Origin of the sequence: Paenarthrobacter sp. NPDC091669, assembly GCF_044756725.1 — a bacterium.
In the GTDB taxonomy this organism is placed as follows: Bacteria; Actinomycetota; Actinomycetes; order Actinomycetales; family Micrococcaceae; genus Arthrobacter; species Arthrobacter bambusae_C.
In genome coordinates this window covers 34828-61432 of the sequence record NZ_JBIVTK010000012.1, presented here as the reverse complement: position 1 = coordinate 61432, position 26605 = coordinate 34828, and the positions used below count along the sequence as shown (strand labels likewise).

Below are 26605 nucleotides of genomic sequence, written 5' to 3'. Positions count from 1 at the left end.
CCGTTGAACCCGGCCCAGCAGCAGGGTAGAACGGAGGGATGAGCGACGTGAACTCTTGGATGGACCAGTACGAACGCGCGTGGACCTCAAACGACCCTGCAGAAATCAGGGCGCTCTTCACCGAGGACGCCGTCTACAACGACCGCCCCAACACGGCGAAACCATGGAACGGCCACGAGGAAATCGTGAAGGCGTGGGCGGACGCCGGTGACAAGCCTGAGGACTGGACCTTCGAATGGACCCTCCTGGGCAAGGACGGTGACACAGCGTTCGTCCAAGGCCTGACCACGTACCTGAACGGGGAACCCACTTACGACAACCTGTGGGTCATCAGGTTTGCTGAGGACGGCCGAGCCCGCGAATTCACGGAATGGTACATGGCCCGCCCATAGCTAGCGGGATTTGTACAGGACGTTGGGGTGGATCTGGGTCCAGCCGTCGTATTTCGCCTGGCCGGGATCCACGCCATCGTTGATAAGCGTCGCTTGTGAATCGTCAAAGCCAGTCAGGGTGACGATTTCCTCGCCGGTCGCTAACGCTGCGCAACCTGCCCTCCATCGCCCCGGGAGTCCTACAGGCACCGAAATCAGGCAGGCGGACCCGCCGGTGGAACTCTTGGCAGCGAAGTACTCCACGTCGTCGTACGTTGTCAGCAACCGGGCTGACCCCGGCTTGATGTCCGTGCCCACACTGATAAGGCTCACGGTCTCCGGAAGCTCGTCCTCCGCCGTCGCTTCCCGCGCCAGGACGTCCGGACCCGTCGACGACGAACAACCGGCCAGTCCGAGCATGGCAACTACGGCAATAACAGCCAACCCACGACGATTCACGGCTCTGCCCCCTCAGGCTCTCGTTCCAACGAGCCTAGCCCACCGGCTTCCCCGGACAGGAACAGGTCAGTAGCTTTCGCGGTCAGCCGTTTCGGACACGGGAATGAACGTTGATGCGAACCCTTCCGAGGCGCGGGCCAGCACAGCGACATCGGCGCCGACCAGCACAAAGGAGGCACCGGCGTCGAGATACGCCCGCGCGGTTGACTCGTTGAAGGCGTTCACGCCCGCCGGCTTTCCGGCCGCTTTGGCGGCTTCAAGGCAATGCTCGACGACGGCCCTCACCAAGGGATTTTCCTGCTGTCCCAGCAGGCCCATGGAAGCGGCGAGGTCCGAGGGTCCGAGGAAAATGCCGTCAACACCGTCGACGGCCAGGATTTCTTCCACCGCCGACGCCGCAGCCTCGGATTCGATCTGGACCGTGAGGCTGATGGATTCCGAGGCCGACGCCAAATAGTCGGGAACCCGGTTCCAGCGGGACGCCCGGGCCAACGCCGAGCCAACCCCGCGGACCCCATGTGGCGGATACCGGACAGCAGCCACCGCGGAGGCAGCCTCAAACGCCGAGTTCACCATGGGGATGAGCAGGTTCTGCACACCGAGGTCCAGGTATTGCTTGATGACCACGGTGTCGTTGACGGGTGGCCGGACCATGGCCTGCACCGGATAGCCGCTCACGGCATGAAGCTGGGCCAGGATGGACTCCAGGCCATTGGGGCTGTGCTCGGCGTCGATCAGGACCCAGTCCAAGCCGGAGCCGGCGCAGATTTCCGCGACCAAGGGGCTACCGGAACATACCCACATGCCGGCGAGCGGCCGGCCCGCCTCGGTGAGTGCCGAGAAGAAAGTGGGGCCTAGCTGAAGTGGCATGTCACAACTCCCAACGGTCCGTAGTCAGCGTGCACGGTATCACCTTTGTACACCCACAGGGGGCGGGTAAACGAGCCCGCCAGGATGATATCTCCGGCTTTCATGGAGTCCCCATGGGCGGCGATTTTGTTGGCCAGCCAATGCACGCCGTTGGCCGGATGGTCCAGCACTCCGGCGGCCACTCCGGTCTCTTCCACGGTCTGGTTTTTGTACAGGATGGCAGACACCCAACGGAGGTCCACGGCGTCCGGCCGCACCGGGCGGCCACCCACCACCATGGCGCCCATCGCGGCATTGTCCGAGATGGTGTCCACGATGGTCCGGCCCTCCATTTCGATCCTGGAGTCCAGGATCTCGAGGGCCGGAACCACGTAATCGGTGGCGTTGAGGACATCAAAAATGGTGCAGCCGGGCCCCTTGAGGCCTGACTTCAACACAAACGCCAACTCCACCTCAACCCGGGGATGGGTGTACTTGTCCCACTCCACGGAGCAGCCGGTTTCGAGGACCATGTCATCGAAAATGGCACCGTAGTCCGGCTCGGTGATGCCTGTGGCGGCCTGCATGGCCTTGGACGTGAGGCCGATCTTCCGCCCCACCAACGTGCGTCCGGCTTCCTCGTTCCGCCGCATCCACAGCTGCTGCACGGCGTAGGAATCCTCCACCGTCATGTCTGGATAGCGGGCGGTGAGGCGTGGGACCGGCGTACGGGAACGCCCGGCTTCGAGGAGCTCGTCGGCAATGGCTTCGATCGTCTTCGCGTCCAGCATGGCTTAGACCTGCGCTCCGAGCTTGAAGCCTTCGGCTGCTTCATCAGAGCCGCCGGAGGGGCGGGTGTAGGAGAAGCCGTCGGCGCCCACGGTGACGGCCATTTCCGACTTATCCTCGCGTTCGATGATGGGCTGCGGGTTGCCGTCGAGGTCCAGGACCAGAGAGGCTTCCGTGTACCAGGACGGGACCACGGGGTTGCCCCACCAGTCGCGGCGCTGGTTGTCATGGACGTCCCAGGTGACCGTGGGGTTGTCCGGGTCACCCGTGTAGTAGTCCTGGGTGTAGATCTCCACGCGGTGGCCGTCCGGGTCCAGGATGTAGAGGTAGAACGCGTTGGACACCCCGTGGCGTCCGGGGCCGCGTTCGATGCGGTCGGAGATGCGCAGGGCGCCCATCTTGTCGCAGATCTGGATGATGTTGTGCTTCTCATGCGTTGAGAACGCGATGTGGTGCAGGCGGGGTCCGTTGCCACCGGTCAAGGCGGTATCGTGCACAGTCTGCTTGCGGTGCATCCACGCGGCGTATGTGACACCGTCGGAATCCTTGATGTCCTCGGAGACGCGGAAGCCGAGGTCTTCGAGGTACTTGCGGCCGCGCGGGACGTCCGGCGTGACCTGGTTGAAGTGGTCCAGGCGGACCAGTTCGCCGGCGGAGTAGAGGTCGTAGCGCTGGGTAAGGCGTTCCACGTGCTCAACGTCGTAGAAGAACTCGTACGGGAAGCCCAGCGGATCTTCCACGCGGACGGAGTCTCCAACACCCTTGGTGAAGCCTTCCTTGCGGCGCTCCACACGGCAGCCCAGTTCGCGGTAGTAAGCCTCGGCGGCGTCCACTTCGGCCGGGGACTTCACGCGGTAGGCGAATGCTGCGGCGGCTGCGACCGGGCCCTTGCGAAGGACCAGGTTGTGGTGGATGAACTCCTCGAAGGAGCGCAGGTAGATGGTGTTTTCATCTTCCTCAGTGACGTGCAGGCCCAGGAGGTCCACGTAGAAGGCGCGGGATTTGGCCAGGTCCGTGACCACGAGTTCCAGGTAGGCGCAGCGGACGATGTCCGGTGCCGGGATTGTGGGAGTGGGGATGGGGCCGGTGAAGGGGGTGCTCATGGGATTCTCTCTTCGTTGAAAGGGGTCATTTGGATGGAGTTTTTGTACAGATACGGCCCTTTAGGATGGGTTTTAGGGGCGTTATCTGTACAAAAACTCCGAGTTTAGGCGCCGAATTTAGGGGTGTGAACGGATCCGAGCGTGATGTGCACGGCCTGCTGGTCGGTGTAGAAGTCGATGGAACGGTAGCCGCCCTCATGGCCCAGGCCCGAGGCCTTGACGCCACCGAACGGGGTACGGAGATCGCGGACGTTGTGGCTGTTGAGCCACACCATCCCGGCCTCCACGTTCTGGGAGAAGTTGTGGGCCCGGTTCAGGTTCTGGGTCCAGATATAGGCCGCCAGGCCGTACTTGGTGTTGTTGGCCAAGGCGAGGGCTTCGTCGTCGTTCTCGAAGGGCGTGATGGCCACGACGGGACCGAAGATTTCCTCCTGGAAGATCCGCGCGTCAGGGGCGACGTCGGCAAACACCGTGGGTGCGATGTAGTTGCCTTCGGGCAGGTGGTCAGGTCGGCCGCCGCCAGCCAGGAGCCTGCCCTCGGACTTGCCGATCTCCACGTATGAAGCCACCTTGTTGTAGTGCTCCGGGTGGACCAGCGCACCCACCTGGGTCTTGGGATCGTGGGGATCGCCCACCACAATGTTCTTGGCACGGGCAGCATACTTTTCGCAGAATTCGTCGTAGATGGCCCGCTCAACCAGGATGCGGGAACCGGCGGTGCAGCGTTCGCCGTTGAGGGAGAACACCCCGAACAGCGCCGAATCGATCGCGGCATCCAGGTCGGCGTCGGCGAACACGACGCACGGGGACTTGCCGCCGAGCTCCATGGACAGGCCCTTGAGGTTGGCTGCGGCGTTGCGGAAGATGGTCTGGCCCGTGGTGGTCTCGCCGGTGAAGGAGATCAGCGGCACGTCCGGGTGCTTCACCAAGGCGTCGCCGGCTTCTTCGCCCAGGCCGTTGACCAGGTTGAACACGCCGTCGGGCAGGCCCGCATCCTTGAAGATCTGCGCCCAGAGCGAGGCGGAGAGCGGCGTGAATTCGGCAGGCTTCAGCACTACGGTGTTGCCTGTGGCCAGTGCCGGGGCGAGCTTCCAGGACTCGAGCATGAACGGGGTGTTCCACGGCGTGATCAGGCCTGCGACGCCGATCGGCTTCCGGTTCACGTAGTTGATCTGCGAGCCTGGGACCTTCATGGCGTCGTCGAACTGCGCCACGATCAGGTCGGCGAAGAAGCGGAAGTTCTCGGCGGCTCGGAGCGCCTGGCCCTTGGCCTGGGTGATCGGCAGGCCGGTATCGAACGTCTCCAGCTCGGCGAGGCGAGCTTCCTGGGCCTCGACGGCGTCGGCGATCTTGTTCAGCACCCGGGCGCGTTCGCGGGGCTTCATCTTCGGCCAAGGGCCGTTGACGAACGCTTCACGGGCCGCGGCGACGGCGAGGTCGATATCTTCCTTCTGGCCGGCGGCAGCCGTGGCGTAGTTGCCGTTGGATACCGGGTCCAGGACGTCAAAGGTCTTGCCGGATACCGAATCGACAAACTCGCCATTGATGAAGTGCTGGATGTGGGACGGCAGGTTCTCGGGGATGAAGTGCTTGGCGGTCTCTACTGAGGTCGTCATCGTTGAAGTCCTAACTAGCGATCAGTGGTTGGTAGTTATTGCTTGGCTTGGGCCAGGTACGCGTCCAACGTGGAAGCGCGGTGCTGGCGGGCTGCTTTTTCGATGGTGTCGGCGTCTGCACCGCTCTCGATGAGCTGCAGCAAAGCTTCGTGTTCGCGTACCGATTCCTGCGCGCGGCCCGGGACGAACCGGAAGGTCGAGGACCGGATGGAGGCCAGCCGGTTCCAGCCCCGGTGGACCAGGTCAAGAATGTGCGGGTTGGGGCAGTGCTCAAAAAGGACACTGTGGAAGTCCTGGTTCAAGGCGGTGAACCGGACGGGATCAAAGTGCTCCAGGCACTCCCGCATTTCCTCGTTCACCGCACGCGCCCGGGCAATGGAGACCGAGTCGATCAGCGGTGCGGACAACGCCGTGGCAGCCCCTTCCACGATGCTCAGGGTCTGCATGGTGTAGAGGTATTCGGTGGGGTCGATTCCGGACACCGTGGCGCCCACGTTCCGCTCGAACTTCACCAGACCTTCGGCTTCCAGGCGGCGGATCGCTTCGCGGACCGGGACCACGCTGAAGCCCAAATCCTCGGCAATCTTGGCGAGCACCAACCGGTAACCCGGCGTATAAGCGCCCTCCACGATGCGCGCTTTGACGGCGGCATACGCCTGCTGAGATTTGCTTTGGGCTCCGGCGTTTTCGACGGCGGTACTTCCGACGGCGGTTTCAGTCACTGTGGGCTCCTTGCCGGCTTTGCCACTCCTGGAAGCGTGCCTGCCATTCCTTGTTCATCGGGTACAGCCCATCAACGCTGTTGCCTTTCTGGACCATCTGGAAGATGAACGTCTCTTCCTTCTCCTGCTGAATGCAGTCCTCTACCAGTTCCTCGGCGATGGCCGGCGGCATCACCAGGATGCCGTCCGAATCGGCCACGATGATGTCCCCCGGCTGGACCGTGGCTCCACCGCAGGCGATGGTAATGTCCGTGTCCCAGGGAATGTGCCGGCGCCCCAGCACTGCGGGGTGCGGGTTCGCGAAATAGGTGGGCATCTCCAGGTCAGCCACTGCCGAGTAGTCGCGGACGCCGCCGTCGGTGATGATGGCAGCAGCCCCGCGGACCTGGGCCCGCAGTGCCAGGATGTCACCCACTGTGCCGGTGCCCTTCTCGCCGCGGGCTTCCATCACCAGGATTTCGCCCTCGTTGACGGAGTCGATGGCCCGCTTCTGGGCGTTGAAGCCGCCGCCGTGGGACTTGAAGAGGTCCTCGCGGTTGGGCACATAGCGCAGGGTCCGGGCCAGGCCCACCACCTTGCGGTCCGGGCGGGTGGCCTGCAGGCCGTCGATACTCACGTTGTTCAGCCCGCGCTTGCGGAGCTGGGAGGACAGGGTGGCGGTGGCGACGGACTCCAGCTTCGCCTTGAGCTCCGGCGTCAGGACACTTGCGGCAGCCTCCGGTCCTGCTGCCTCCAGACCAGCGGCTTCCCGGGATCCATACGCCTCTTCCCGCTGGGTGTCATCAGTCTTGGGCCGGGCACCAAAGTCCGCGAACGGCGTCGTGCCTTCCGTGACTGTGGTGGCCAGACGGCCGCTGCTGAAGACACCACCGGTGACCTCAACCTCGACGACGTCGCCGGGCTTGGCAACGGAGGCACCGGCGGGGGTTCCGGTGAGGATGATGTCGCCCTCTTCGAGGGTGAGCAGCTGGGAAAGGTCCGCGACGAGTTGGGCGAAGGGGAAGAGCAGGTCCTCGGTGGTGTCGTCCTGGACAAGGTCTCCGTTGTGCCAGGTACGGATCCGCAGCCGGGCCGGGTCAACGGCGTCGGCCGGGATCAGTGCGGGGCCAACGGGGGTGAAACCGTCGCCGCCCTTGGACCGGACGTTGGAGCCCTTGTCTGCGTACCGGAGGTCGTACACACCGAGGTCGTTGGACGCCGTGACCCACTCGACATGGCTCCACGCGTCGTCCAGCCCTACGCGACGGGCGGTCTTGCCGATCACCAAGGCGATTTCGCCCTCGTAGCCCAGCAGTTCACAACCGGCGGGACGCTCAACCGTTCCGGGAGCATCCGTGGAACCGAGCGCCAATGACGAGGACGGCTTCAGGAAGTACGACGGCTGCTCAGGAGTGCGTCCGCGCTGGGCCGCGCGGCTGGGGTAGTTGATGTGGACGGCAACGACTTTGCGCGTCCGGGCCAGCATGTCCTGGCTGACTTCCTGGGTCCGGAACTCCAGTGTCACGGCGCCTCCTTTTCCTCGAGCTGCATCAGGTACGAAATCGTATACGATAACTATGAACCGTGGATGTGACCCACGTCAACCCCCTTCCGGAACCCAACTGACTGACATTAGTGGTTGTTACGAGCCCCCCCCAAACCAGCCACTATTGCGAGGTAGTTGGGTGCCGGCAGTGGGAAGGTGAGGCATGGAGCGGGAGAACGAACCGGAGTTGCTGAGGTTTGCCAGCGGCGCGGAGTGGGAGGAATGGCTCGCAGCGCATCACGCCACCCATACCGAAGCGTGGCTGGTGATCGGCAAGAAGAATGCGGGCACAGGGCTCATAGACATTCAGGACGCTTTGGACGGCGCCCTCTGTTTCGGCTGGATCGATGGCCAACGCAGGGGGCATGACGTGAAGACGTTTCTGCAGAGGTATTCGCGGCGCCGCGCCCGGAGCACCTGGTCGCAGGTGAACGTGGGCAAAGTGGCCCTCCTCATCGAGGCGGGGCGCATGCAGCCTGCGGGGTTCGCGGAGATAGAGGCCGCCAAAGCCGATGGACGGTGGGAGGCCGCCTACGTTTCGCAGGCCAACGCTGAGGTGCCCGGGGACCTTGAAGCGGCACTGGCAGCAAACCCGGCAGCCAAGGAGTCCTTTGAACGGCTGGGCAAGACCGATCGCTACCTCATCATCCTTCAGGTCCTGAAGGCCCGCACTCCCGAGTCCCGCGACAAAATCCTCGCGAAGGCAGTGCAGAAGCTGGCGGGAGGAAACCAACCACCCTTACATACTGTCGGTGGCCTCCCGTAGGGTACCGGCATGGACATCATCCTTGTACCCGGTTTCTGGTTGGACGCGTCGTCGTGGGAGGAGGTGACGCCGCCGCTTGAAGCAGCCGGACACACAGTTCACCCACTGACCCTCCCCGGCTTGGAATCTCCAGATGCACCACGCGCAGGCATAGGTCTTCGCACACACATCGACGCCGTGGTGGCAAAAGTGGACTCGCTGGAGGGCAACGTCGTCCTGGTAGGCCACTCCGGCGGCGGCGCCATCATCCACGGCGTGGCGGATGCCCGCCCCGGCCGCGTGGCCCGCGCCATCTATGTGGACAGCGGACCGCTTGGCGAGGGCGGGGTCATCAATGATGAACTGCCCGAGGACGGCGACGACATCCCGCTGCCGCCGTGGGAGGCGTTCGAAGACGAAGACCTGGTTGACCTTACCGATGACCTGAAGGCAGCTTTCCGCACCCGCGCCATCCCCGAGCCCAAGGGAGTGGCACTCGACCAGCAGCACCTGAGCGACGTCCGCCGGTACGACGTTCCGGCCACCATCATCGCGTGCCAGTTCCCGTCCTCGCTCCTCAAGGAATGGATGGACGCCGGGCACCCGTTCACCGCCGAGCTCGCACGGATCCGGGACGTGGACTACATCGACCTTCCCACGGGCCACTGGCCGCAATTCACCAAGCCGAAGGAACTGGGGGAGGCGATCCTGACCGCGGTGGAGCGCGCCAAGCAGCCCCCGACGTCGGCCCTGACCTGACGCTGCAGTCTTCCGTCCGGGGCTTCAGGCCTTGGGCGGCGTGTTTGTAGCGGGCCCCTCCGGCGCCGCGCCACCCTCATCCGTCCAGTCACTTCCGGTGGTGTCATCCCGGGCCGGGTCCGACACGACGTCGGATTTGACCGTGGGAACGGTGGTGACAGTAGGGCCGGTGGAAGAGCTGCTGGTATGTGAGGGACCGGACCGCTGGTCCGTCTTCGGCGAGGAAATGCCGGGGAACATGGCCTCGGCCTTCTCCATCAGCTTTTTGCCGGCCTCATAGAGGTTGTCCAGGATGTCCGGAACCGACTCCTGGACAGCTTCAGTGGCATGGTGGACGTTCTCCTGGACGTCTGGATTCTTCCAGACCTTTTCAGTGCCTCCGCGGAGACGCCGATACACCTCCGGCCAGGACTTGGATCCCCAGACGTAGCCGACAGCCACTCCAACGGCGAACAATGCTTTCCCTTTCACAGGAATCACTCCTTTCGAGGCGGTATTCTTCGACACTAGTCCCGGCGGGCATGGCCTGTCACCTGCCCATTGATGACGACAAGTTCAATAGTAATTTGCCGAAATAGGACATTTGGAGTAAATGCTAAGCCAGCCAGCGAATAACCGCGGGAAGCAGCACCGGGGACAGGGGCATCCAAGCCGGGGACCGCGGCGGGCAATCCGGGCCGGACCTCCAGCAGTCCGACGGGAAAATCAAGCACGCCGCGAAGGGCGCAGCGGACCGCCTCAAGAGCCGCTGGGGCGCGGATCCCCGGCATTTCAGGCCCGCAAGCAAGGTTGAGCTAATAGTCAGGTTACTTGCTACTAGCCCCGGGAGCCGCTAGCGTTACTGGTGTAGTACCGAGATCGACCCAATCGGCAGGAGTGCTTTATTGGCTGTATTTCATAAATTCATCGGGGTTGCATAAACAGTTCCACTCCCCACATTCCATAGGGCCTCCAGGGGCCCCATTACGGTGCCTAAACCTCGGAACAGGCACCCGGTGAACTTACTCGCTTCATCACGTTCATGGAATTTCCATCAACAAGAAAGTAGGACCAAAAATGGGTTTCTTTGGTTTTCTTCTGCTCGGTCTTCTGGCCGGCGCTATCGCTAAACTTATCCTTCCGGGCCGCCAGGGTGGCGGCTGGCTGATCACCCTCCTGTTGGGCGTCGTCGGCGCTCTCCTGGGCGGCTGGATCGGTGGCCTGATCTTCGGTACGGGTCTCCAGGAATTCTTCTCCCTGACCACGTGGCTCCTGGCTATCGGCGGCTCCATCATCGTGCTGCTGATCTACGGCCTGGTCACCAGCCGCAGGACCCACCATGGCTAACAACCAGCACCGCGACGCCAACGGCGACGAACTCGAAGGCCAGTACTCCGAGGGCAACTACGGCGATTCCGGGGTATCCCCGGAGACCCTGAAGGAAGACGCCGGAGGCGACTACACCGCAGGGGACTACGCCGAGAAGGCGGTCCCGTCGGCCGACGCTGAACTGGACGAGCACAACACGGAAGACACCCCTGAGGACCGGCCCTTCTCATCCGAACCGGATGAAGAAGCATCTGGCTCAAGTCGCCCGTAAGTATGAACCGGTTGACACTGAACCGGCTGTAACTGAATAACACCAAGGACCCGGAGTGCTGCAGCCGCAGCCTCCGGGTCCTTGCGTTAAGTCCGGCCCCGGAGTGATCCTGCGGGTTGGCAGTTGCTGCCCATGTTTTGCCCGAGGATGGGGGTTAAGTGCCAACTCGCGGGGGGGGAAAGCGCCAACTCACGAGGCGGCGTGAGGCCCTGATATTTTCGGGCATGGATAGGTGGGGCAACGGCCCCCGTCCCTGCGTAGCGTCAAGGGCAGGAATGAAGACACGGCAGGGAAACACAACGAGGGAACGGGTCAGCATGCAGGAGTGGAACCGGGCAATAGAGGCAATCGAGCAGGACCTCACGGCAGACATTGACGTGGGAACTTTGGCCAGGATCGCCTTGACGTCCGAGTATCACTTCCGGCGGATGTTCTCCTCCCTGGCCGGGCTGCCGGTTTCGGAGTACATCCGGAGGCGCCGCCTCACAGCGGCCACGGCGGAAATCATCGACGGCGGCACAGTCCTGGCCGTTGCTGTCCGCTACGGCTACGCCTCTGCTGAGGCGTTCACCCGTGCGTTCAAAGCCATGCACGGCCTCACGCCGTCTGAAGCGAGGCAAGCCGGCGCCGTGCTTCATTCCCAGCCTCAGCTGAGGTTCCACTTGCGAGTCGAAGGGAATACCGACATGAAACACCGTATAGAAGACAAATCAGCTTTCCGCCTTATTGGCCTGAAAGCCCGCGTCCCCCTGGTCCACGAAGGACCCAACCAGGCCATCATCGACTTCCAACGTGGCTTGGATCCTGCCGTCACCCAGCGTCTGGTGGGGCTGTCAGACACGGAGCCGGCGGGTCCACTGTCCGTCACCGACAACATCGATGAGCAGCGGAGCGAGGGAAGCGGGCTGGACTACTGGCATGCGGTGGCATCCAGCCAGCCGGCACCGGAGGGGTTCGCGGCCATGGACGTTCCAGCAGGCTTGTGGGTGGTCTTCGAAACCGAGGGGAAGTTCCCGGAGGTCCTGCAAAGCATGTGGGCGGACGCAGCTACTGAATGGTTTCCGGCCAACCCTTACAGGTGGGCACCGGGGCCGGAATTGCTGAGCGTGCAGGTGGAGGCAGGGGGCACCCACGGCCGCGGGCAGCTCTGGATTCCGGTGGAACGGGAGGAATCAGGCGATCGGCAGGACTAGGCTGGGGGCCCGGATTCGAGGAACCGCAGGATCTCCTCCAGCGGTAGCACGGCTTGCCGGTATTCGCGGGTAAAGACCCGCAGCACTGACTCCGCGGCCTCGGCGTTCTCCGTGGCAGTGGCCTCGGCAGCATAGATCACCCTGATGTTGTGGGCGAAGGCGTCGGCGGCAGTCTGCGCGATGCAGTTATGGGCAGAGAGTCCGGCCAGGATCACAGTGTCCACTCCCCGGTTCCTGAGCCGCATGGCAAGGTCTGTCCCGAAGAAGGCGCTGTCCCGGGTCTTGATGAGCCGGGGAAGGTCGGCAGTGAGCAGGCCGGGTACGAACTCTGCCTGCTCACTGCCCCGGAAGATGAAGCCTTGATCGTCGTCCAGCATGTTCAGGCTCCACGTGGATTTGTCCCGTTCATGCACGGTTCCCACCAAGAGCACGTATGCCCCTGCTTCACGGGCGGCGCTGGCCAGGGAGTTGCAGGCAGCAACAACTTCTTCCTGGCGCGCCTTCAACGCGGGGTCCTCGAAGTAAGCGTTCTGCATGTCGATGACCAGCACGGCGATCATGGGTGTCCTCCGGCCAAGCGGTTCACAATCCTTTGCCTCCCGTCACGGGCAGCACGGCTCCGGAAATGTAGGAGCCTTCATCCGAGGCGAGCAACACGTAGGCCGGAGCCAACTCAGCAGGCTGGCCGGCCCTGCCCAACGGCGTGTCCTGGCCGAACGTGGGAAGCTTGTCCGGCCATTCCGTGGCGGGAATCAGCGGGGTCCAGATGGGTCCCGGTGCCACCGCGTTGACCCGGATCCCCTTGGGTCCCAACTCTTCGGCCATGGCCTTGGTGAAGGCCACCTGGGCGGCTTTTGTCATGGCGTAGTCCACCAGCTGGGCGGAGGGGTTGAACGCCTGGATGGAGGCCGTGACAATAATCGACGCACCTGGCCGGAGGTGTGGAATGGCCGCCTGTGCGGTCCAGATAAGCGAGTACAGGTTGGTCTTGAAGACGCGGTCGAACTCCTCCGTGGGGATGGTTTCCAGGCCTTCACGGTTCTTTTGGTAGGCGGCGTTCAGCACCACCACGTTGAGCCCGCCGAGTTCCTGCACGGTCCGCTCCACGATCTCCGCCGCGAACGACTCGTCCCGCGCGTCGCCTGGCAGGAGGAGCACCTGCGATCCGCACTCGCGGATCCATTCCGCCGTCGACCTTGCGTCTTCTTCTTCCTCCGGCAGGTAGCTGATGGCCACCTTGGCGCCTTCGCGGGCGTAGGCGATAGCCACAGCGGCGCCTATCCCGGAGTCGCCGCCCGTGATGAGCGCGGTCTTGCCTTGCAGCCTTCCGTGTCCCACATAACTCTTCTCGCCGTGGTCCGGCTGGGGATCGAGGGGCTTGGTCAGGCCCGGTTGTTCCTGCTCCTGTTGCGGGAACCCGCCGGAGTGGTATCCGCGGCGGGGGTCCGCCGGGGGCGAGGTGAGACGGTTCTGTGGCTGGCCGGAGTTGTCCGGATCATGATGAGTCATGGTTGTTCCTTACCCGCATTCGGCGGCGCCTAACCGCGCCAACCCCGCAATCCGTCCTACCCGCCCCAACAGTCCGGAAAACCTATGTCCGCAGGGTCCGCGCCTTGACCATCAGGAACAGGCCGTAGGCGATCAGCCCCACTGCCACGGCAGCCAGCAGGTACACCCCATAAGGCTGCTCCCTGAGTGCCTTCAGCCCGCCGTCGAGCCCCGTTGACTGCTCGGGTTGGGCCCGCACCGATGCGATGACCACCAGCAGGCCCACCAGGAAGAGGGCGATTCCCTTGGCAATGTATCCCACTACGCCTACCCCCATTTGGAACTTCCGCACCGAACTGTTGGAGGACAACGTGAGGTCCTTGGTGAATTTCCGGCGAAATCCCCGCACGGCGAAAACGATCCCCGTGATGGCGATGCCAGCACCCACGGCGACCAGCAGAAACACGCCAAACGGCGCCTTGAGGAGCGCGACGGTGAAGTCGCTGCTGGATTCCCGGCTGTTCTGGCCTTTGCCTGCGATGAAGGAGACGATGGTGGTGGCGAGGGCAGCGAAGACGATCGCCTGTCCTATGGCGGACAGCTTCTTGGTGATCTTGTCCGAACCGTTCCGGTGGCCAAGGATGGCGTTTCCCAGTTGCCACAGTGCCAACGCGGCGCAGGCTGCGAAGCAGGCCCAGAGCAGCAGCGGCCCATAGGGCTGGCTGGCGAGGGACGTCACGGCCCCGCTGACATCGGCTTCGCCGCTGCTTCCGAACGCCAGTTGGAGGGCGATGACGCCAATGAGTACGTGCAGGATTCCGCTGACCACGTAGCCGCCGCGCGCAACAGCGGCGAAAGCCTGTGAATTCGACGCTTCCTCGGCCACATCGGCGGCCTTCCTCATCTCTTCCTTGATGACAAGCCTCCTTATTTATTGAGCTGCATCCATCGTCCCTTAAATGGCGCCGGGCAGGGTACCTCCCCAATGATGGAGGTACCTGCCCGCTTCAAGCTCCAGAGTTCCTGGGTCCGGATGACCCTTAGAAACCAACCACCGACTGCGGCCAGATGCTGCGCAGTCCCACGCCCAATGGGTTGAACTGCTCACGGACGGCCACACGCGTCTGACCGAGAACCTCGCCGGCATGCCGGACGGCCTCTGCGGTGCCTGACAGGGCGTCGTGGACGACGGTGACGCTCGAGGACTGGGTGGAGATCTGGTCAGTCATGTGGGTGGTCCTTCCTGGAAGCTCCATCAGCGGTTTGGCTGATGTTTCAACCATCGGACGCAGCCCTCAAGAAGGACGCCGGGTCATCTCAAGATTCGCTCAAGATTCCGGGCCGGGACATCAGAGGGCGAACACCACTTCCAGCACTTGGCTTGGCCCCAAGGTGAGGCGGGCGGTGACGCTGGCGCCGTCGTCGAGCAGTTCAAAAGCGGGAGAAGGCCCGACGGCGGGAGGAACCCAGGCGGGCGGCTCGCCGCCGAGGTACACCAGGGAGGCGAAACAGCTGCGCTTCCCGGACAGCCTGCCTTTTAGGTAGCCGCAGCCGGCAAAGGCGCCGAAAGGGGACACCCCTTGGGCCTGGTAAGTGCCGCTGTCCGTGTAGCCATGGAGCGGCCAGATGGCCGTGTGCAGCCGGCCGTCAGCAAGGACGCCGCCCCTTTGCATCGGGTGATCATCCGCGAGCGCGTATCCGCCCTCCCGGACCATGAGCCTGGAGCTTTCCGGCGCCTCCACTGCGTGTACCCGCAGTTCGTATCCGCCTGCGGCGGCGGTCCCCGTCGCGGCACGCCAGTCCGAATCAGCGGGGTCCTCTGCATCGTTCCACACCGGGGCGTGCCAACTGGCTGCTTGCCCCTGCCCCGCAGGCAGCCGGTGGATCCGAGATCGTCGGCTGGGTATCCCGGCGTCGTTGAGGATGGCGAAGTGGTTGTCGATGGGGTCTTGGGTGAACAGCGGCGCTGTATGGCTTGAATACGCGAGGCGGCGGTAGAGGGGATCGTCCGGGCCCGGGGCGTAGTACTTGTCGCTGCCGTGGTTAAGGAGGCGGGCGATGCCGTCGGCCGCGGTGGAATGGAGCAGGTAGTTGGGGGCCTCCGCGTGCATCAGGCCGTCCGCCATTTCCAACGGCGAGGGCTCCTCAACAGCGGTCCACACCGGGTGGTCCACGGGGAGGAGCAGTCCGACGAAGGCCTTGGACGTCCAGTACGGCGAGGCCGGCCCGGAGTATTCCTGGGTCATCGGTTCAAAAGCGCCGAGCCACCCCAGTGACGGCAGGCCGTCGTCGTAGGCCCCGCCGTCGAGGAAGTACTTGGCTGCGCCGCTGGCTATCCTGCGGGTCTGGCCGGGAGTGAGCGGAGTGGCGCAGATCGCCTCTCCCATGAAGAGGGGCGCAACGGCGGCGTAGCGGTAGATCAGGGAGCGGCCTTGGAACACGGGGGCTCCGTTGCCGCCGAAGAACCTGACATGGTCCTCCAGGAATGTAGCGAGGCGGCGGCGGGAGACTTCCAGGCGGTGATCGGCTTGTGGATGCCGGCCGGCAGCAAACTCGGCCCACAGGATGGGATACAAGTGCATGGCCCAGCCGCAGTAGTAGTCGAAGAAGTCGCCGGTGCCGGCATTGTCCCCGTCCCGGTACCACCCTCCGCCCGTGTACCAATCGTCCAGCCTGTCCAGGCCGTGCCCTATCTGGGCTGCGTTGTACTCAAAGCCCGCACCGGCCAGGAATTCGGCGATCATCACTTGGAAGAGCACCCAGTTGTTGTCCACACAGATGCTCCTCGAGGAACCCTGCAGCCAGGCAGCCACCTGCTCCTGCTGCCCGGCAGACAGCGTGTCCCACAGCCAGGGCTTGGTGAGCTGGAGCGCCAGGACCACGGACGCGGCTTCCACCATGGGCTGGGAGCGGTCAGTGATGGGCAGCCACGCTTCCGGCCCGTTCTTCTGCGTGCCATGAAGGAGGCCGTCACGGTAAAGGTCCAGATGCGCGAAGGGATCGCTGCCCTTCTCCCCCGCCACCCGGAAAGCCGCCAGCAGGAACGTCCGTGCGAAGCCCTCCAGGCCGTCGGACACAACGCCCGACGACGACGGTCGGCCGCCCAGCCGGATGGCCGCCTTCAGCGGGGAAAAGTGGGGGCGCACCGCGAGGAGTTGCTGATCCGCGAAGGAAACCCAGTGCTCCCGCGTCCAACCGGTGAGGGGGCTGAGGTCAAAATCCGGGGCGGGCATGGTGAAGCCGGTGGCCATGTGTCTCCTGCGGGGTAGTTCCAGCCTCATCACCCTAGGTGCCGCCGGTCCTGAATGGGCCGAGCTGAACAATAGTGAACACCAGCATGCGTGACGCAGCTCACACAAAAGGTACCGTGAGGATCTGCATATTGGATGCGTCTTCTTCATGACGGCGAAACAGACGCCGTAGCGAACCAAGCCGCAATGATTCATAGCCGCTTCCAACTGACAGGACTGATTGCCATGACGATCCAGACGCACACCCCCGCAGACGTTCCGGCCAAGAACAGCAAGGCGACGACCACCAACCCCACCGCCACGCTTGACGCAGATGCCCCTGCGCTGAACAGCCCTGCCCTGAACAAGGGCAAGGACGGCCGAGGTGCCACGACGGTTGCCGACGGCGTCGTCGCCAAAATCGCCGGCATCGCCATCCAGGAAATCCCGGGCGTCCACGCCCTCGGCGGCGGTGCTGCCCGCGCTATCGGCAACCTGCGCGAAAAAGTGGGCCAGAAAGACCTCACCCAGGGCGTGAGCGTCGAAGTGGGCCAAACCCAGGTGGCCGTGGATGTCACCCTGGTTGTTGAGTACCCGCACCCGCTCCAGGAAGTAGCGGACAACGCCCGCGACGCCGTCTACAACGCGATCGAGGACCTGGTGGGAATGGAAGTCACCGAGGTCAACATCACCATCACGGACATCCACGTTCCCTCCGAGGACGCAGACACCGACGACGACAACCGTGAGCCGAGGGTCGCATGAACCCCACCATCGCCGGCACAGCCATAGGTGCGGTCCTGGCGCTGGCAGGGTTGGCCTTTGGATTCCGGGGCCTCCTGCTGACGGCACTGTTCATGGGCGTCGGGGCTGTCCTGGGCCGCTCCGCCGAAGGAAAGCTTGACCTGCGCGGCGTGCTGGACGCGTTGCGGGGCAAGCGCTCCTCATCATGAGCCGCGCCGGCCACACGCGCATCACCCGGCACGCTCTCCGGAAAACCCTGGAAGCCGTCACCGCCCAGGCTTTCCGGGTGGGTACGGGAAACGTGGCAGCCGACGTGGAGGACGACGCCGGCAAGCTCGGAGTCAGCCTCTCCGTCAAACTGTCACTCCCGCCGCTTACGGGACCGCGGAAAACCACAGGCACCGTCTTCCAGCAGGCCCAGGCAGCACGAACACAGCTGGCGTCCCGAAGCCAGGAGCTGACCGGCTTGGAAATCGGCCGGGTGGATATCCGCCTCACCGGTACCAAGGAGCAACCCCGCACCAAGCAGCAATCCACCAAACAATCCATGGACCGAGTCGGAGAAAGGAGAGTGCTGTGAGCCAGGACCGAACCCAACGGCGGATGATCCGCCGGGAAACGCACTCTTCCCGGGCTCTCCCGTCCATCATTTCAGCCTGCGTACTGATGGTCGTTTTCCTCTGGCTCGCAGTGGAAGCCGTGCTGTGGATCCTCAAGGACCAACCGCTGTTGGCAAGCCCAGCCCAGATGCTCCAGTGGCTCGCGGACCTTCCGGCCACCACTCTCCCGGCGGGTATGGCAGCGGCCGGAGCGGGCCTTGGAATTCTTGGCCTGCTGCTGCTGGGACTTGCCGTGGGCAGGGGCCGAAAGGCCCGACGCTCCTTGGCGAGCCAGCGCACAGCCGTGGTGGTGGACGACGACGTGATCGCCGCAGCTCTCTCCAACACCACCCGGCTCGCGGCCGGCCTGGCCCCAGGGCAGGTGACCACCACCGTCGGTGGACGCTCCGTACGCGTCCAGGTGCGTCCGACGTCGGGCGTTCCGTTGGACCTTGAGTCCGTGGCAACAGTGGTCGACGGCGAACTGGCCGCGTTCGCGCTGGACCGCCGGGCCTCATCGAGTGTCCGGGTATTGAACCAAGGAGCAGTGGGGCAATGAGGCAAACCAACCGTGCACTGAACCGTATCCTGCTTGCCCTCCTGGGCCTTGCACTGCTGGGAGCCGGCGCCGCAGTCATCGCGGCCGGAACCCTGCCGGGAGCAGCGGATACCTGGACAGCTACGGCATCATCGGTCCGCGATTCCGCCAGGAACCTCGTGGACACCGCACCTCTACCGGACCCCGTCCGGAGCTGGTGGCTGGTGGCAGGAATCGCGGTGTTGCTGGCGGGAGTCGCCCTCAGCGCGGCCTGGCTTGCCTCCCAAGGCGGGGGACGCACTCCCCGCCTCGCAGAGGAACAGGACGGCACTGGGGAACGGGACGGCACTGGGGGGACCGGCGGCGCCCGCGGCCGGACAGTGGTTGACGTCGGGCTGGTCTCTGCAGCCCTCCGGGAAGCCCTCAGCGGGAATCGGGACGTCCTGGCCACGTCCGTTTCGGCGTGGGAGTCACGGCGGGGAACCGCCCTCCGGCTCCGCATGGAAGCCCGCAAGGGAAGCTCGCCACGGGAACTTGCCGACACTGCCGAAGAACTCATCCGCGAAATGGATGCCCTGCTGGGACATCCGATCCCCGTCCTGGTCCGAATTACCAGCGGCGCCCGAACCCAGGTGTCAGGATCGCGACGTACACGGTAACCGCTGGAACGCACTTCTCTCCACCCAAACCATGCACGGGCACCACAGAGCACGCGCACTGAAAAGAAAAGGGAACACCATGGGAATCAACGACAAAATCAACAACGCCGCCACCGAACACCTCGGCGCTGCCAAGGAAGGTGCCGGAAAGCTGACAGGTGACCAGTCGCTGGAGCGTGAAGGCCAGCACGATCAGGCCCAGGCAAAGCTCCAGCAGGCAGGCGAGAAGGTCAAGGACGCTGCCGCCGACATCGGAGACAACATCAAGGATGCGGCCCGGAAGCTCAAAGAGGGTTTCACCAAGAAGTAGGCCACTCCCGGGCCGGCCCCGCACCGATGGTGGGGCCGGCCCCTTTCCACCATTGCCCTCGACCCCACTGGAAAGGCAGAACGTGACTGGTTCACCCGCGGCGCAGCACCAACTGGACCTCGTTCCGGATGCTTTGCTGGCCGGCCGGGCAGCAGACGGCGACACGGCAGCTTTCGAAGCGCTTGCACGTCGCCACGGCCCTCTGATGCGCGCCACCGCCCGCCGGTTGACCGGCAGCCTCACGGACGCTGATGACGTGGTCCAGGAAACGCTGGTGCAGGCCTGGAAGCAGCTGGACACGCTCCGGGAGCCTGCCGCCGTCAGAGGATGGCTGTTGCGGATCCTTGGCAGCCGCAGCATCGACCACCTCAGGAAACGACGACACTACGTGGATGTGGACGACGTGGAAAACCGACGTGATGACAGCCACCGGACGAGGACCCAGGATCCGGAAAACAACGCTGTCAACGCCTCGCGGGTGGATGCGCTCAAAGCCGCGCTGGCCGCTCTCCCCGAGGAACAACGACGCTGTTGGGTACTCAAGGAATTCAATGACCAGAGCTACGAGGAGATTGCGCTGACGTTGAATATCAGCCCCGCCAGTGTCCGCGGCCGGTTGGCCCGGGCACGGATCACGCTCGCACGCACCATGGAGGAATGGCGATGAACACCCCCAACGACACCCTCGAATGCGGGCACAGCCTTGCGGATCTCAGTGCCTACGTGGATACGGGACAGATTGACGATCCGGCGCACCTGGAAAGGTGCCCCGAGTGCCAGGCCGCTTTGGCCTCCCTGCGACATCTCTCCCAACTCGGCGGAGATTTGCTCCGGTCCGATGTAGCAGACGCGGGCTCAGGCAACGACGACTGGATGCAGTCCATCCTGGATAACCTGCGCTTGGAACTGCGGCCCGGACGGAGCATTCCCTTGCAGTCGGAACACCCTGATGACACGCTGTGGGAATCCGAAGGAGCCATCTCCGCCCTGATCCGGTCCGTGGCCGATGCGCTCCCCGGGACAGCCGCCGGCAAGTGCCGGCTGCAGGGAGAGGTGACCACCATGGGAGCCCCCATCACCGTAGAGGTGGAAGTGGCCGTGGTGTACGGACACCCCATGGAAGAACTCACGGCCACCCTCCGCGACGAGCTGGCAAGGACTTTGGCAACCCAGACGGAACTGAACATCCAGGCCATCAACATCACCGTGACGGACGTGCTCGAGCCACCAGCACCGGTCCAGCCCACTCATACACCCGCCGCCACCGAACCGCTGAACACGGAGGACCAGCCATGACGGAGTTTTTGGAAGCCGCGAACACTTCCCCTGCAGGCGGGTCGGCAGGTGCGTCAACCGACTTGGCTGAGGAACTGCTCGGCCTCGTCCAGGCGGTAGACGGGGTCCACTCGGTTTATCCCGCCCAGCCGTTGTGGCAGTCCATAGCCGGCGCCGCCCTGGCCGCGGTCACCGGAGAGACACTTCCCCTGATCGGCCTGACCGAGACCGCCGAGGCACTGGCAGTGAAAGTCAGGATTGGAGTGAATGCCTCCCGTCCTGCTCCGGCGGTGACGCGCGAAGCAGCCGGGGCGATCCGCAAGCACCTTCTCCCCCGGGCCGCCGTCGTCGAGATTTCCGTGGTGAAGCTGGGCAGTTAGGCGACGGGGGTCCAAGCCGCCGGGTTCTGGTTCATAATGAACAAACTGAACACAAGTGAACGTGATAGGCGGAGACCTGCATGCTGACCGAGGATCGTCAACAGCTCATCCTGAGGGAACTCGCCCTGAACGGTTCCCTCAATGCCAGCGAATTCGCGGCGAAACTGGGCACCTCGGGGATGACCGTGCGGCGGGACCTCGCAGTGCTCGCCGGGCAGGGCCTGCTGGAACGGGTCCACGGCGGCGCCATCCCGGTGGGTGGCAAGCCGTCGGCCGGGCCGGCGACGCAGCCCTCCACATCCTGGCGTCCTGGCGGGAGGCGGCCTTTGGCGACCATCGGGATGATCGTGCCGTCGGCGTCGTACTATTTCCCGGGCGTCATCCGCGGCGCTGAAGCCGCCGCGCAGGAAGCGGGCGTCCGCCTGGTGCTGGGCGTCACCAACTATTCGGACGCGGAAGAGCGGCGGCAGCTGCGGCGGCTCTACGAACACGGCGTGGATGGAATTCTCATCACGCCCAGCGGGCAGTCGTTGGCGGGTACCGAAACACTGGACCTGCTGGCAGAAGCGGAGGTGCCGGTGGTAGTGGTGGAACGGTCCATCGACGACGCCCTGGACCACGGCCGGCTCGAAGCCGTTCGGAGCGATCATGTCCGCGGCTCGGAGATCGCCGTGAACCACTTGCTGGGCCTCGGGCACCGGAAGATCGCTATTTGCCTGCGCGAGAACAGTCCCACCGCCCCGCAACTCATCGATGGCTTCCATCTGGCCATGCAGCGTGCCGGACATGCCCGCGATGACTCGATGGTGCGTGCCATGTCCCGCGCCCAAAACGATCCCCAAGCCCACCGTGAATTGGTGGACCGGATCCTGGATTGGTGCGCATCGGCGGAGGTGACGGCCGCCGTCGTCCACACCGACGAGGACGCGCTCCAGTTCGTCAGCGCCTGCCTGGAACGGCAGATCAGCGTGCCGGAGGACTTCGCAATCGTCTCCTACGACGACGAGATCGCCGCGCTCGGTGCCGTCCCGCTCACCGCTGTGGCACCGCCAAAATACGACGTCGGCCACCAGGCTTTGGTGATGTGCCTGAGCCGGATCGGGGCGCGGCGGGGAAGCACGTCCGCCCTGCAACGGGTGAACCTGTCCCCGGCGCTGGAAGTGCGCGGCTCCACGCAGGTGTAGCCACCCCCGCACCCCGCCCCGCCGAGCCACCCCCCGCCGCCCGCGGGCCGCCCCACTCCTGTTTACTTCTGTTCACTTCATTGATGATGTTCACTTTTGTGGATTTCATGGTGCCTAGTCCGAAAGTGCCCCCAGAGCACCACGACTTTCGCATCGTGAACTTCAAAGGAGAACAGAATGAAGCGTCGCCAGCTTCTGCTTGGAGCAGCCAGCATCATGGCCAGTGCTGCCCTCGTCACCGGCTGTGGCAGCACCCCGGCCGCCACGCCAACCCCCAGCCCGGTGGAGGACCCCAGCGGCAACATCACGTTCTGGTCCTCCATGGCCGGTATGGACAAAGTGGCGGAAGCGTTCAACGCCAGCCAGGACAAGATCAAGGTCACCTTCGAAACCATCCCCAACGGCGGAGCCGGCGGTTACGCCAAGCTCTCCACTGCCATTACCGCAGGCAATGGCCCGGACGTTGCCACCATCGAGTATCCGCAGCTCCCCCAGTTTGTCAGCAACGGCCAACTGCAGCCTCTGGACGGCTTCATCAACAAGGCTGAAACCGTGGACAAGCTCACGGATGAAACCAAGGCCCTGGTGCAGTTCGGCGAGCAGACCTATGCGCTGCCCTACGATGCCGCGCCGATGATCATGTGGTACCGCAAGGACATGCTGGACAAGGCCGGAGTCGCCACACCCAAGACCTGGCAGGAATTCGAGGAGGCCGGCAAGAAGCTCAAGGCCGTTGCCCCCGAAGCACACCTGGCCAGCTTCAACCCGAACGAGGCTGCGCTCACTGCTGCGCTGTCCTGGCAGGCGGGCGGCAAGTGGTTCGGCACCGAAGGCGACAGCTGGAAGGTGGGCGTCAACGACGAAGCCACCCAGAAGGTCGCCACGTACTGGCAGAAGCTGATCGACCAGAAGATCGTCAAAGTCCAGCAGTCCTTCAGTGACGAATGGTCAGCAGACCTGGCGAGCGGCGCCGTCGTCGGAGTCCTGGGCGCCAACTGGAGCGCCACCGGTATCCAGAAGCGGACGGAGGCCAGCGGCCAGAAGGGTCAGTGGATCGCTGCCGAGGTGCCCAACTGGGGCACGCCGGCGGACGCGTTCTACGGCGGCTCCAGCTTCAACATCACCAAGAGCAGCAAGAACCCGGCCGCGGCGGCGAAGTTCATCGAGTTCCTTGCCACCAGCAAAGAGGCCATTACCGCCCGCGGCAACACCGGCTCTGCCTTCCTTGCCTACCCGGGACTGACCCCCGTAGCGCAGAAAGCCTTTGACGCCAGCTACTTCGGCAACGACATCTACGAGGTCTTCGACAAGGCATATTCCACCATCACTCCGGGCTGGCAGTGGGGTCCCAACTGGGACATCACCAACACCGCGCTCAAGGATGCCTACGGCACACTGACCAGCGGCGGCAAGGTGCTGGACGCCGTCGATACCGCCCAGGACGCCACAGTGGCCGGACTCAAGCAGAACGGCCTCTCCGTCAAGGAGTAGGCCCGCAGGGTGGGGTGGCTCCGAGCTTACGGAGCCGCCCTGCCAGCGAGGAGAATCATCATGCCCATCCATGCCACAGCATCCACGTCACCCACAGCGCCCGAGACAGCCACCGCCGTCGAACCCCGAAACACGAAAAAGCCCCGCGCCATGTCCGGAACCGGGGGCCGCACGGCCGCACTGTTCCTGACGCCGTTCTTCACGATTTTCGCCCTCGCCATGGTTGCGCCGGTGATCTACGCGATGGTGCTCAGCTTCTTCGCCCAGCAGAAGTCCGGACTCGGTTTCGGCGAGGCCAAGACCGCGTTTGTGGGCCTGGAAAACTACGTCCAGGTCCTTCAATCCGAGAGCTTCGTTGGCGGCATCGGACGCCTCGCCCTGTACTGCCTGCTCTACATCCCCTTCATGGTGGGCGGCGCCCTGGCATTTGCGCTGCTGCTGGATTCTGCCGTCGCGCGTGCCCGGAAACTGTTCCAACTGCTCGTCTTCCTCCCCCACGCAGTGCCCGGCGTCATTGCCGCATTGATCTGGGCCTACCTCTACACACCCGGTGTCAGCCCGATCGTTTCAGTCCTGGAAACCGGCGGAATCTCGCTGAATTTCCTGGACAATCAGCTGATCCTGCCGTCCATCGTGAACATCGCCGTGTGGGAGTGGACGGGCTACAACGTGATTGTCCTCTTCACCGCCCTGCAGGCTGTGCCCCGGGAAATCCTGGAAGCTGCCCGCGTAGACGGTGCCGGCGAGATCCGAGCAGCCATCAGCATCAAGCTGCCCCTGATCCTCCCGGCCCTGAGCGTCATCATGCTCTTCACCGTGATCGGCACGCTGCAGCTCTTCACCGAGCCGAACATCATCTCCAAGGCCACGGCATCGGTCACCAGCACGTGGGTACCCAATATGTGGGCCTACGACGCCGCGTTCAACCGCCACAACCTCAACCAGGCCGCGGCTGCCTCCATCATCATCGCGCTCATGGCCGCAGTACTGTCCTGGGCCGTGACCCGCTTCGGCTCAAGGAACACAGCATGAGCACCTCCACGATCTCCCGCCCAGTCACAGAGCAGGCGCCGTCGCAAGGCAGGCGCAGGCACGCCCGCAACGGCGGCTTCGCGAGTACGTTCACCGTGAACGCCCTGCTCATCCTGGGCTGCGCCTACATGGTCCTTCCCGTGGTGTGGCTGTTCTTCGCCTCCACCAAGAACACCGCGGATCTCTACGGAACCGCCGCGTACGCTTTTGGTGAGCCGGCCTTCTTCGAGAACGTCATGGCGGTCCTGAACCAGGACGGCGGGATGTTCCTCCGTTGGATGGCCAACTCCATGTTCTACGCCGCTTTCGGAGCAATCCTTGGCGGCCTCATCTCCGTCATGGCCGGCTACGCGTTCGATAAATTCCACTTCCGCGGCAAGGACTCGTTCTTCGGGATTGTCCTGGTGGGCGTGCTGATACCCAACACGGCAACGGTCCTTCCCATGTATCTGTTGGCCTCCGTTTTCGGCATCACCAACACCATCTGGGCCATCCTCATCCCGGTGCTCTGCAACCCGTTCGGCGTGTACTTGGCCAGGGTGTACTCGGCGGCCTACGTTCCTGCCGAGACCCTGGAGGCAGCCCGCGTTGACGGAGCCGGACCCATCCGTTCCTTCTTCTCTCTGGGCCTTCCCATGATGATGCCCGGGTATATCACCATCGCCCTGTTCCAGTTTGTGGGCGTCTGGAACAACTTCATGCTCCCGCTGGTGATGCTCCAGGACCAGAAGCTGCTGCCCGTCAGCGTTGGCATCTCCATCTGGCAGGGTTATTCAATCCCCCAGCCGGAATTCACGCCCATGGTCATCACAGGTTCCTTGCTCTCGATCATCCCGCTGCTGCTCGCGTTCATCATGTTGCAGCGGTTCTGGAAGTCCGGCCTCACGGCAGGGAGCGTCAAGTGACCTTGAATGTTGCCTTGGCCATGCCGGCCCACACCGCACGGGCGGTGTTTCCGTCCAGGAGCCTTGATCCTTTGGAGCCCGCGCTGACGCTGCTGGGCCGGGACCCCATTCAGGACTTCTCGACGCCGGAAGGCCGCGCCGTTCTGGCGGAGGCCGATATCCTCATCACCGGTTGGGGGTGTCCGATGATCGACCACACCGTCCTCGATGCCGCACCCCGGCTGCGTTATGTCCTGCACGCCGCCGGCAGCGTCAAACACCACATCGGCGACGCCTGCTGGGAACGTGGCATCCAGGTCAGCTCCGCGGCTGACGCCAACGCCATCCCGGTGGCCGAGTACACCGTGGCCATGATCATCCTCGCCAACAAGCGCGTCCTCCAGATTGCCCGCGCCCTGCACACCACCCGGACCGACGTCCTGGCTGAGCAGCTCTTCCCGGACATGGGCAACTACCGGAAGCGAGTGGGCATTATTGGGGCCTCGAAGATCGGCCGGCACGTGATCCGGTTGCTGGCTCCGTATGAGCTGGATGTCGTGGTGGCCGACCCCTATCTCTCCCCCGAAGAGGCGGACATTCTCGGCGTCGGGCTGGTCAGCCTGGACGAGCTGGTGTCCAGCAGCGACGTCGTCAGCCTCCACGCGCCGTCATTACCGTCAACAAAAAACCTCATGGACGCCGGGCTGATCGAGCGGATGCGGCCGGGCACCACGTTCATCAACACCTCGCGCGGCGAGCTGGTGGACCAGGACGCGTTGCTCGCGCGGGTGGAACGCGGCGACCTCTACGCCATCCTGGATGTGACCACCCCGTGGGTGCTGCCCGCCGGATCCCGCTTCTACACCCACCCCAACGTGCTGCTCACCCCACACGTGGCGGGGTCGCTGGGCAATGAGTTGGAGCGCATGGCGGCGAGCGCCGTGGACGAGGCGCTGCGGTTGTCCCGCGGGGAAGCGCTGCGGTTCCCGGTGCGGCTGGAGGACCTGGCGTTTATGGCCTGAGGGGCTGTGGACGCAACTCTCCTGGAAGCCAAGAGGCAACAAACGCACGACGGCGACCT

The 26605-nt window shown here is 64.2% G+C and carries 33 protein-coding genes; 20 read left to right on the top strand and 13 right to left on the bottom strand.

Translation table 11 applies throughout. From position 1 onward, the window contains the following. The first annotated feature begins 38 nt into the window (after window positions 1–38). Complete coding sequence (locus ACIQLI_RS18715; protein ID WP_400391091.1) at window positions 39–392, top strand: nuclear transport factor 2 family protein; 354 nt, start codon at window positions 39–41, stop codon at window positions 390–392. On the opposite strand, the gene ACIQLI_RS18710 is transcribed toward ACIQLI_RS18715, so the two are convergent. The 7 genes from ACIQLI_RS18710 to ACIQLI_RS18680 all read right to left on the bottom strand — a co-directional run bounded on the left by ACIQLI_RS18710 (window position 393) and on the right by ACIQLI_RS18680 (window position 7413). Further along, window positions 393–830, bottom strand: coding sequence for a hypothetical protein (locus ACIQLI_RS18710; RefSeq protein ID WP_400391088.1), 438 nt, complete (start codon window positions 828–830; stop codon window positions 393–395). 66 nt (window positions 831–896) lie between these two features. Further along, window positions 897–1700, bottom strand: coding sequence for an HpcH/HpaI aldolase/citrate lyase family protein (locus ACIQLI_RS18705; RefSeq protein WP_354232560.1), 804 nt, complete (start codon window positions 1698–1700; stop codon window positions 897–899). After that, entirely contained in the window at window positions 1685–2470 is a 786-nt protein-coding gene (gene hpaH / locus ACIQLI_RS18700) for a 2-oxo-hept-4-ene-1,7-dioate hydratase (RefSeq protein ID WP_172325102.1), read from the bottom strand. Before hpaH ends, ACIQLI_RS18705 begins: the two co-directional genes overlap by 16 nt. Before the next feature lie 3 nt (window positions 2471–2473). Continuing rightward, window positions 2474–3571, bottom strand: coding sequence for a 3,4-dihydroxyphenylacetate 2,3-dioxygenase (hpaD, locus tag ACIQLI_RS18695; RefSeq protein ID WP_400391084.1), 1098 nt, complete (start codon window positions 3569–3571; stop codon window positions 2474–2476). A gap of 104 nt (window positions 3572–3675) precedes the next feature. Further along, window positions 3676–5187 (bottom strand): 5-carboxymethyl-2-hydroxymuconate semialdehyde dehydrogenase, encoded by a 1512-nt coding sequence (hpaE, locus tag ACIQLI_RS18690; protein ID WP_400391081.1) that lies wholly within the window; start codon window positions 5185–5187, stop codon window positions 3676–3678. Between the two features lie 35 nt (window positions 5188–5222). Further along, the gene (locus ACIQLI_RS18685) at window positions 5223–5909 is read right to left on the bottom strand and encodes a GntR family transcriptional regulator (RefSeq protein ID WP_354232563.1); all 687 of its coding nucleotides are present in this window, start codon (window positions 5907–5909) and stop codon (window positions 5223–5225) included. Next, window positions 5902–7413 carry a fumarylacetoacetate hydrolase family protein gene (locus ACIQLI_RS18680; protein ID WP_400391078.1) on the bottom strand — a complete coding sequence of 504 codons (1512 nt, stop codon included), beginning with the start codon at window positions 7411–7413 and terminating at the stop codon, window positions 5902–5904. Before ACIQLI_RS18680 ends, ACIQLI_RS18685 begins: the two co-directional genes overlap by 8 nt. Before the next feature lie 184 nt (window positions 7414–7597). Here ACIQLI_RS18680 and ACIQLI_RS18675 point away from each other — a divergent pair, with 184 nt between their 5' ends. Both ACIQLI_RS18675 and ACIQLI_RS18670 read left to right on the top strand, forming a co-directional pair. Further along, window positions 7598–8200 carry a YdeI family protein gene (locus ACIQLI_RS18675; RefSeq protein ID WP_400391075.1) on the top strand — a complete coding sequence of 201 codons (603 nt, stop codon included), beginning with the start codon at window positions 7598–7600 and terminating at the stop codon, window positions 8198–8200. 9 nt (window positions 8201–8209) lie between these two features. Further along, window positions 8210–8938: an alpha/beta hydrolase gene (locus ACIQLI_RS18670; RefSeq protein WP_354232566.1), complete on the top strand. Its 729-nt coding sequence runs from the start codon at window positions 8210–8212 to the stop codon at window positions 8936–8938. Window positions 8939–8962: 24 nt separating this feature from the next. Here ACIQLI_RS18670 and ACIQLI_RS18665 read toward each other — a convergent pair whose 3' ends face one another. Then, window positions 8963–9409: a hypothetical protein gene (locus tag ACIQLI_RS18665; RefSeq protein WP_400391071.1), complete on the bottom strand. Its 447-nt coding sequence runs from the start codon at window positions 9407–9409 to the stop codon at window positions 8963–8965. A 585-nt stretch (window positions 9410–9994) separates the two neighbouring features. Between ACIQLI_RS18665 and ACIQLI_RS18660 the strand changes: the two genes are divergently transcribed. The 3 genes from ACIQLI_RS18660 to ACIQLI_RS18650 all read left to right on the top strand — a co-directional run bounded on the left by ACIQLI_RS18660 (window position 9995) and on the right by ACIQLI_RS18650 (window position 11710). Beyond that, window positions 9995–10264 (top strand): GlsB/YeaQ/YmgE family stress response membrane protein, encoded by a 270-nt coding sequence (locus ACIQLI_RS18660; protein ID WP_089596629.1) that lies wholly within the window; start codon window positions 9995–9997, stop codon window positions 10262–10264. Then, window positions 10257–10517: a hypothetical protein gene (locus ACIQLI_RS18655; protein WP_400391068.1), complete on the top strand. Its 261-nt coding sequence runs from the start codon at window positions 10257–10259 to the stop codon at window positions 10515–10517. Before ACIQLI_RS18660 ends, ACIQLI_RS18655 begins: the two co-directional genes overlap by 8 nt. Before the next feature lie 317 nt (window positions 10518–10834). Then, on the top strand, window positions 10835–11710 hold the full coding sequence (locus ACIQLI_RS18650) for a helix-turn-helix domain-containing protein (protein ID WP_400391065.1): 876 nt from the start codon (window positions 10835–10837) through the stop codon (window positions 11708–11710). On the opposite strand, the gene ACIQLI_RS18645 is transcribed toward ACIQLI_RS18650, so the two are convergent. The 5 genes from ACIQLI_RS18645 to ACIQLI_RS18625 all read right to left on the bottom strand — a co-directional run bounded on the left by ACIQLI_RS18645 (window position 11707) and on the right by ACIQLI_RS18625 (window position 16449). Further along, entirely contained in the window at window positions 11707–12270 is a 564-nt protein-coding gene (locus ACIQLI_RS18645) for a cysteine hydrolase family protein (RefSeq protein WP_400391062.1), read from the bottom strand. The genes ACIQLI_RS18650 and ACIQLI_RS18645 overlap by 4 nt on opposite strands. A gap of 22 nt (window positions 12271–12292) precedes the next feature. Further along, window positions 12293–13219 (bottom strand): SDR family oxidoreductase, encoded by a 927-nt coding sequence (locus tag ACIQLI_RS18640; protein WP_400391059.1) that lies wholly within the window; start codon window positions 13217–13219, stop codon window positions 12293–12295. Window positions 13220–13301: 82 nt separating this feature from the next. Next, entirely contained in the window at window positions 13302–14102 is an 801-nt protein-coding gene (locus ACIQLI_RS18635) for a DUF1206 domain-containing protein (RefSeq protein ID WP_354232572.1), read from the bottom strand. Between the two features lie 136 nt (window positions 14103–14238). Then, a complete protein-coding gene (locus ACIQLI_RS18630) occupies window positions 14239–14427 on the bottom strand; it encodes a hypothetical protein (protein ID WP_400391056.1) in 189 nt (62 codons plus the stop codon). A gap of 120 nt (window positions 14428–14547) precedes the next feature. Next, the gene (locus tag ACIQLI_RS18625; protein ID WP_400391053.1) at window positions 14548–16449 is read right to left on the bottom strand and encodes a DUF2264 domain-containing protein; all 1902 of its coding nucleotides are present in this window, start codon (window positions 16447–16449) and stop codon (window positions 14548–14550) included. 225 nt (window positions 16450–16674) lie between these two features. On the opposite strand from ACIQLI_RS18625, the gene ACIQLI_RS18620 reads away from it, so the two are divergent. From ACIQLI_RS18620 to ACIQLI_RS18555, 14 genes are all read left to right on the top strand, one after another. Then, window positions 16675–17193 carry an Asp23/Gls24 family envelope stress response protein gene (locus ACIQLI_RS18620; RefSeq protein WP_400391269.1) on the top strand — a complete coding sequence of 173 codons (519 nt, stop codon included), beginning with the start codon at window positions 16675–16677 and terminating at the stop codon, window positions 17191–17193. Next, the gene (locus tag ACIQLI_RS18615) at window positions 17190–17381 is read left to right on the top strand and encodes a hypothetical protein (protein ID WP_400391050.1); all 192 of its coding nucleotides are present in this window, start codon (window positions 17190–17192) and stop codon (window positions 17379–17381) included. Before ACIQLI_RS18620 ends, ACIQLI_RS18615 begins: the two co-directional genes overlap by 4 nt. Continuing rightward, window positions 17378–17752 carry a hypothetical protein gene (locus ACIQLI_RS18610; RefSeq protein WP_400391047.1) on the top strand — a complete coding sequence of 125 codons (375 nt, stop codon included), beginning with the start codon at window positions 17378–17380 and terminating at the stop codon, window positions 17750–17752. The genes ACIQLI_RS18615 and ACIQLI_RS18610 overlap by 4 nt, the downstream gene beginning before the upstream one ends. Then, window positions 17749–18330 (top strand): hypothetical protein, encoded by a 582-nt coding sequence (locus ACIQLI_RS18605; protein ID WP_354232576.1) that lies wholly within the window; start codon window positions 17749–17751, stop codon window positions 18328–18330. Before ACIQLI_RS18610 ends, ACIQLI_RS18605 begins: the two co-directional genes overlap by 4 nt. Then, entirely contained in the window at window positions 18327–18968 is a 642-nt protein-coding gene (locus ACIQLI_RS18600) for a hypothetical protein (protein WP_400391044.1), read from the top strand. Before ACIQLI_RS18605 ends, ACIQLI_RS18600 begins: the two co-directional genes overlap by 4 nt. 79 nt (window positions 18969–19047) lie before the next feature. After that, window positions 19048–19278 carry a CsbD family protein gene (locus ACIQLI_RS18595; RefSeq protein WP_400391041.1) on the top strand — a complete coding sequence of 77 codons (231 nt, stop codon included), beginning with the start codon at window positions 19048–19050 and terminating at the stop codon, window positions 19276–19278. An 82-nt stretch (window positions 19279–19360) separates the two neighbouring features. Next, window positions 19361–19945, top strand: coding sequence for an RNA polymerase sigma factor (locus ACIQLI_RS18590; protein ID WP_400391038.1), 585 nt, complete (start codon window positions 19361–19363; stop codon window positions 19943–19945). Further along, window positions 19942–20574, top strand: coding sequence for an Asp23/Gls24 family envelope stress response protein (locus ACIQLI_RS18585; protein WP_400391035.1), 633 nt, complete (start codon window positions 19942–19944; stop codon window positions 20572–20574). The genes ACIQLI_RS18590 and ACIQLI_RS18585 overlap by 4 nt, the downstream gene beginning before the upstream one ends. Further along, window positions 20571–20933: a hypothetical protein gene (locus tag ACIQLI_RS18580; protein ID WP_400391032.1), complete on the top strand. Its 363-nt coding sequence runs from the start codon at window positions 20571–20573 to the stop codon at window positions 20931–20933. The genes ACIQLI_RS18585 and ACIQLI_RS18580 overlap by 4 nt, the downstream gene beginning before the upstream one ends. A gap of 80 nt (window positions 20934–21013) precedes the next feature. Next, window positions 21014–22117 (top strand): substrate-binding domain-containing protein, encoded by a 1104-nt coding sequence (locus ACIQLI_RS18575; protein ID WP_354232582.1) that lies wholly within the window; start codon window positions 21014–21016, stop codon window positions 22115–22117. 177 nt (window positions 22118–22294) lie between these two features. Then, the gene (locus ACIQLI_RS18570; protein ID WP_354232583.1) at window positions 22295–23608 is read left to right on the top strand and encodes a sugar ABC transporter substrate-binding protein; all 1314 of its coding nucleotides are present in this window, start codon (window positions 22295–22297) and stop codon (window positions 23606–23608) included. A 60-nt stretch (window positions 23609–23668) separates the two neighbouring features. Further along, window positions 23669–24640, top strand: coding sequence for a carbohydrate ABC transporter permease (locus tag ACIQLI_RS18565; RefSeq protein WP_400391028.1), 972 nt, complete (start codon window positions 23669–23671; stop codon window positions 24638–24640). Next, a complete protein-coding gene (locus tag ACIQLI_RS18560; protein WP_400391025.1) occupies window positions 24637–25545 on the top strand; it encodes a carbohydrate ABC transporter permease in 909 nt (302 codons plus the stop codon). Before ACIQLI_RS18565 ends, ACIQLI_RS18560 begins: the two co-directional genes overlap by 4 nt. Further along, window positions 25542–26546, top strand: a complete 1005-nt coding sequence (locus tag ACIQLI_RS18555; RefSeq protein WP_400391022.1) for a hydroxyacid dehydrogenase — start codon at window positions 25542–25544, stop codon at window positions 26544–26546. Before ACIQLI_RS18560 ends, ACIQLI_RS18555 begins: the two co-directional genes overlap by 4 nt. The last annotated feature ends 59 nt before the right edge of the window (window positions 26547–26605 follow it).

Coding starts and splice junctions, on each gene's coding strand:
- ACIQLI_RS18645 (WP_400391062.1), bottom strand. CDS start 12,270: ATGATCGCCGTGCTGGTCATCGACATGCAGAACGCTTACTTCGAGGAC.
- ACIQLI_RS18630 (WP_400391056.1), bottom strand. CDS start 14,427: ATGACTGACCAGATCTCCACCCAGTCCTCGAGCGTCACCGTCGTCCAC.
- ACIQLI_RS18560 (WP_400391025.1), top strand. CDS start 24,637: ATGAGCACCTCCACGATCTCCCGCCCAGTCACAGAGCAGGCGCCGTCG.
- ACIQLI_RS18580 (WP_400391032.1), top strand. CDS start 20,571: ATGACGGAGTTTTTGGAAGCCGCGAACACTTCCCCTGCAGGCGGGTCG.
- ACIQLI_RS18650 (WP_400391065.1), top strand. CDS start 10,835: ATGCAGGAGTGGAACCGGGCAATAGAGGCAATCGAGCAGGACCTCACG.
- ACIQLI_RS18625 (WP_400391053.1), bottom strand. CDS start 16,449: ATGGCCACCGGCTTCACCATGCCCGCCCCGGATTTTGACCTCAGCCCC.
- hpaE (WP_400391081.1), bottom strand. CDS start 5,187: ATGACGACCTCAGTAGAGACCGCCAAGCACTTCATCCCCGAGAACCTG.
- ACIQLI_RS18640 (WP_400391059.1), bottom strand. CDS start 13,219: ATGACTCATCATGATCCGGACAACTCCGGCCAGCCACAGAACCGTCTC.
- ACIQLI_RS18585 (WP_400391035.1), top strand. CDS start 19,942: ATGAACACCCCCAACGACACCCTCGAATGCGGGCACAGCCTTGCGGAT.
- hpaD (WP_400391084.1), bottom strand. CDS start 3,571: ATGAGCACCCCCTTCACCGGCCCCATCCCCACTCCCACAATCCCGGCA.
- ACIQLI_RS18670 (WP_354232566.1), top strand. CDS start 8,210: ATGGACATCATCCTTGTACCCGGTTTCTGGTTGGACGCGTCGTCGTGG.
- ACIQLI_RS18565 (WP_400391028.1), top strand. CDS start 23,669: ATGCCCATCCATGCCACAGCATCCACGTCACCCACAGCGCCCGAGACA.
- ACIQLI_RS18570 (WP_354232583.1), top strand. CDS start 22,295: ATGAAGCGTCGCCAGCTTCTGCTTGGAGCAGCCAGCATCATGGCCAGT.
- ACIQLI_RS18620 (WP_400391269.1), top strand. CDS start 16,675: ATGACGATCCAGACGCACACCCCCGCAGACGTTCCGGCCAAGAACAGC.
- ACIQLI_RS18600 (WP_400391044.1), top strand. CDS start 18,327: ATGAGGCAAACCAACCGTGCACTGAACCGTATCCTGCTTGCCCTCCTG.
- ACIQLI_RS18595 (WP_400391041.1), top strand. CDS start 19,048: ATGGGAATCAACGACAAAATCAACAACGCCGCCACCGAACACCTCGGC.
- ACIQLI_RS18615 (WP_400391050.1), top strand. CDS start 17,190: ATGAACCCCACCATCGCCGGCACAGCCATAGGTGCGGTCCTGGCGCTG.
- ACIQLI_RS18635 (WP_354232572.1), bottom strand. CDS start 14,102: ATGAGGAAGGCCGCCGATGTGGCCGAGGAAGCGTCGAATTCACAGGCT.
- ACIQLI_RS18610 (WP_400391047.1), top strand. CDS start 17,378: ATGAGCCGCGCCGGCCACACGCGCATCACCCGGCACGCTCTCCGGAAA.
- ACIQLI_RS18705 (WP_354232560.1), bottom strand. CDS start 1,700: ATGCCACTTCAGCTAGGCCCCACTTTCTTCTCGGCACTCACCGAGGCG.
- ACIQLI_RS18715 (WP_400391091.1), top strand. CDS start 39: ATGAGCGACGTGAACTCTTGGATGGACCAGTACGAACGCGCGTGGACC.
- ACIQLI_RS18575 (WP_354232582.1), top strand. CDS start 21,014: ATGCTGACCGAGGATCGTCAACAGCTCATCCTGAGGGAACTCGCCCTG.
- ACIQLI_RS18655 (WP_400391068.1), top strand. CDS start 10,257: ATGGCTAACAACCAGCACCGCGACGCCAACGGCGACGAACTCGAAGGC.
- hpaH (WP_172325102.1), bottom strand. CDS start 2,470: ATGCTGGACGCGAAGACGATCGAAGCCATTGCCGACGAGCTCCTCGAA.
- ACIQLI_RS18675 (WP_400391075.1), top strand. CDS start 7,598: ATGGAGCGGGAGAACGAACCGGAGTTGCTGAGGTTTGCCAGCGGCGCG.
- ACIQLI_RS18660 (WP_089596629.1), top strand. CDS start 9,995: ATGGGTTTCTTTGGTTTTCTTCTGCTCGGTCTTCTGGCCGGCGCTATC.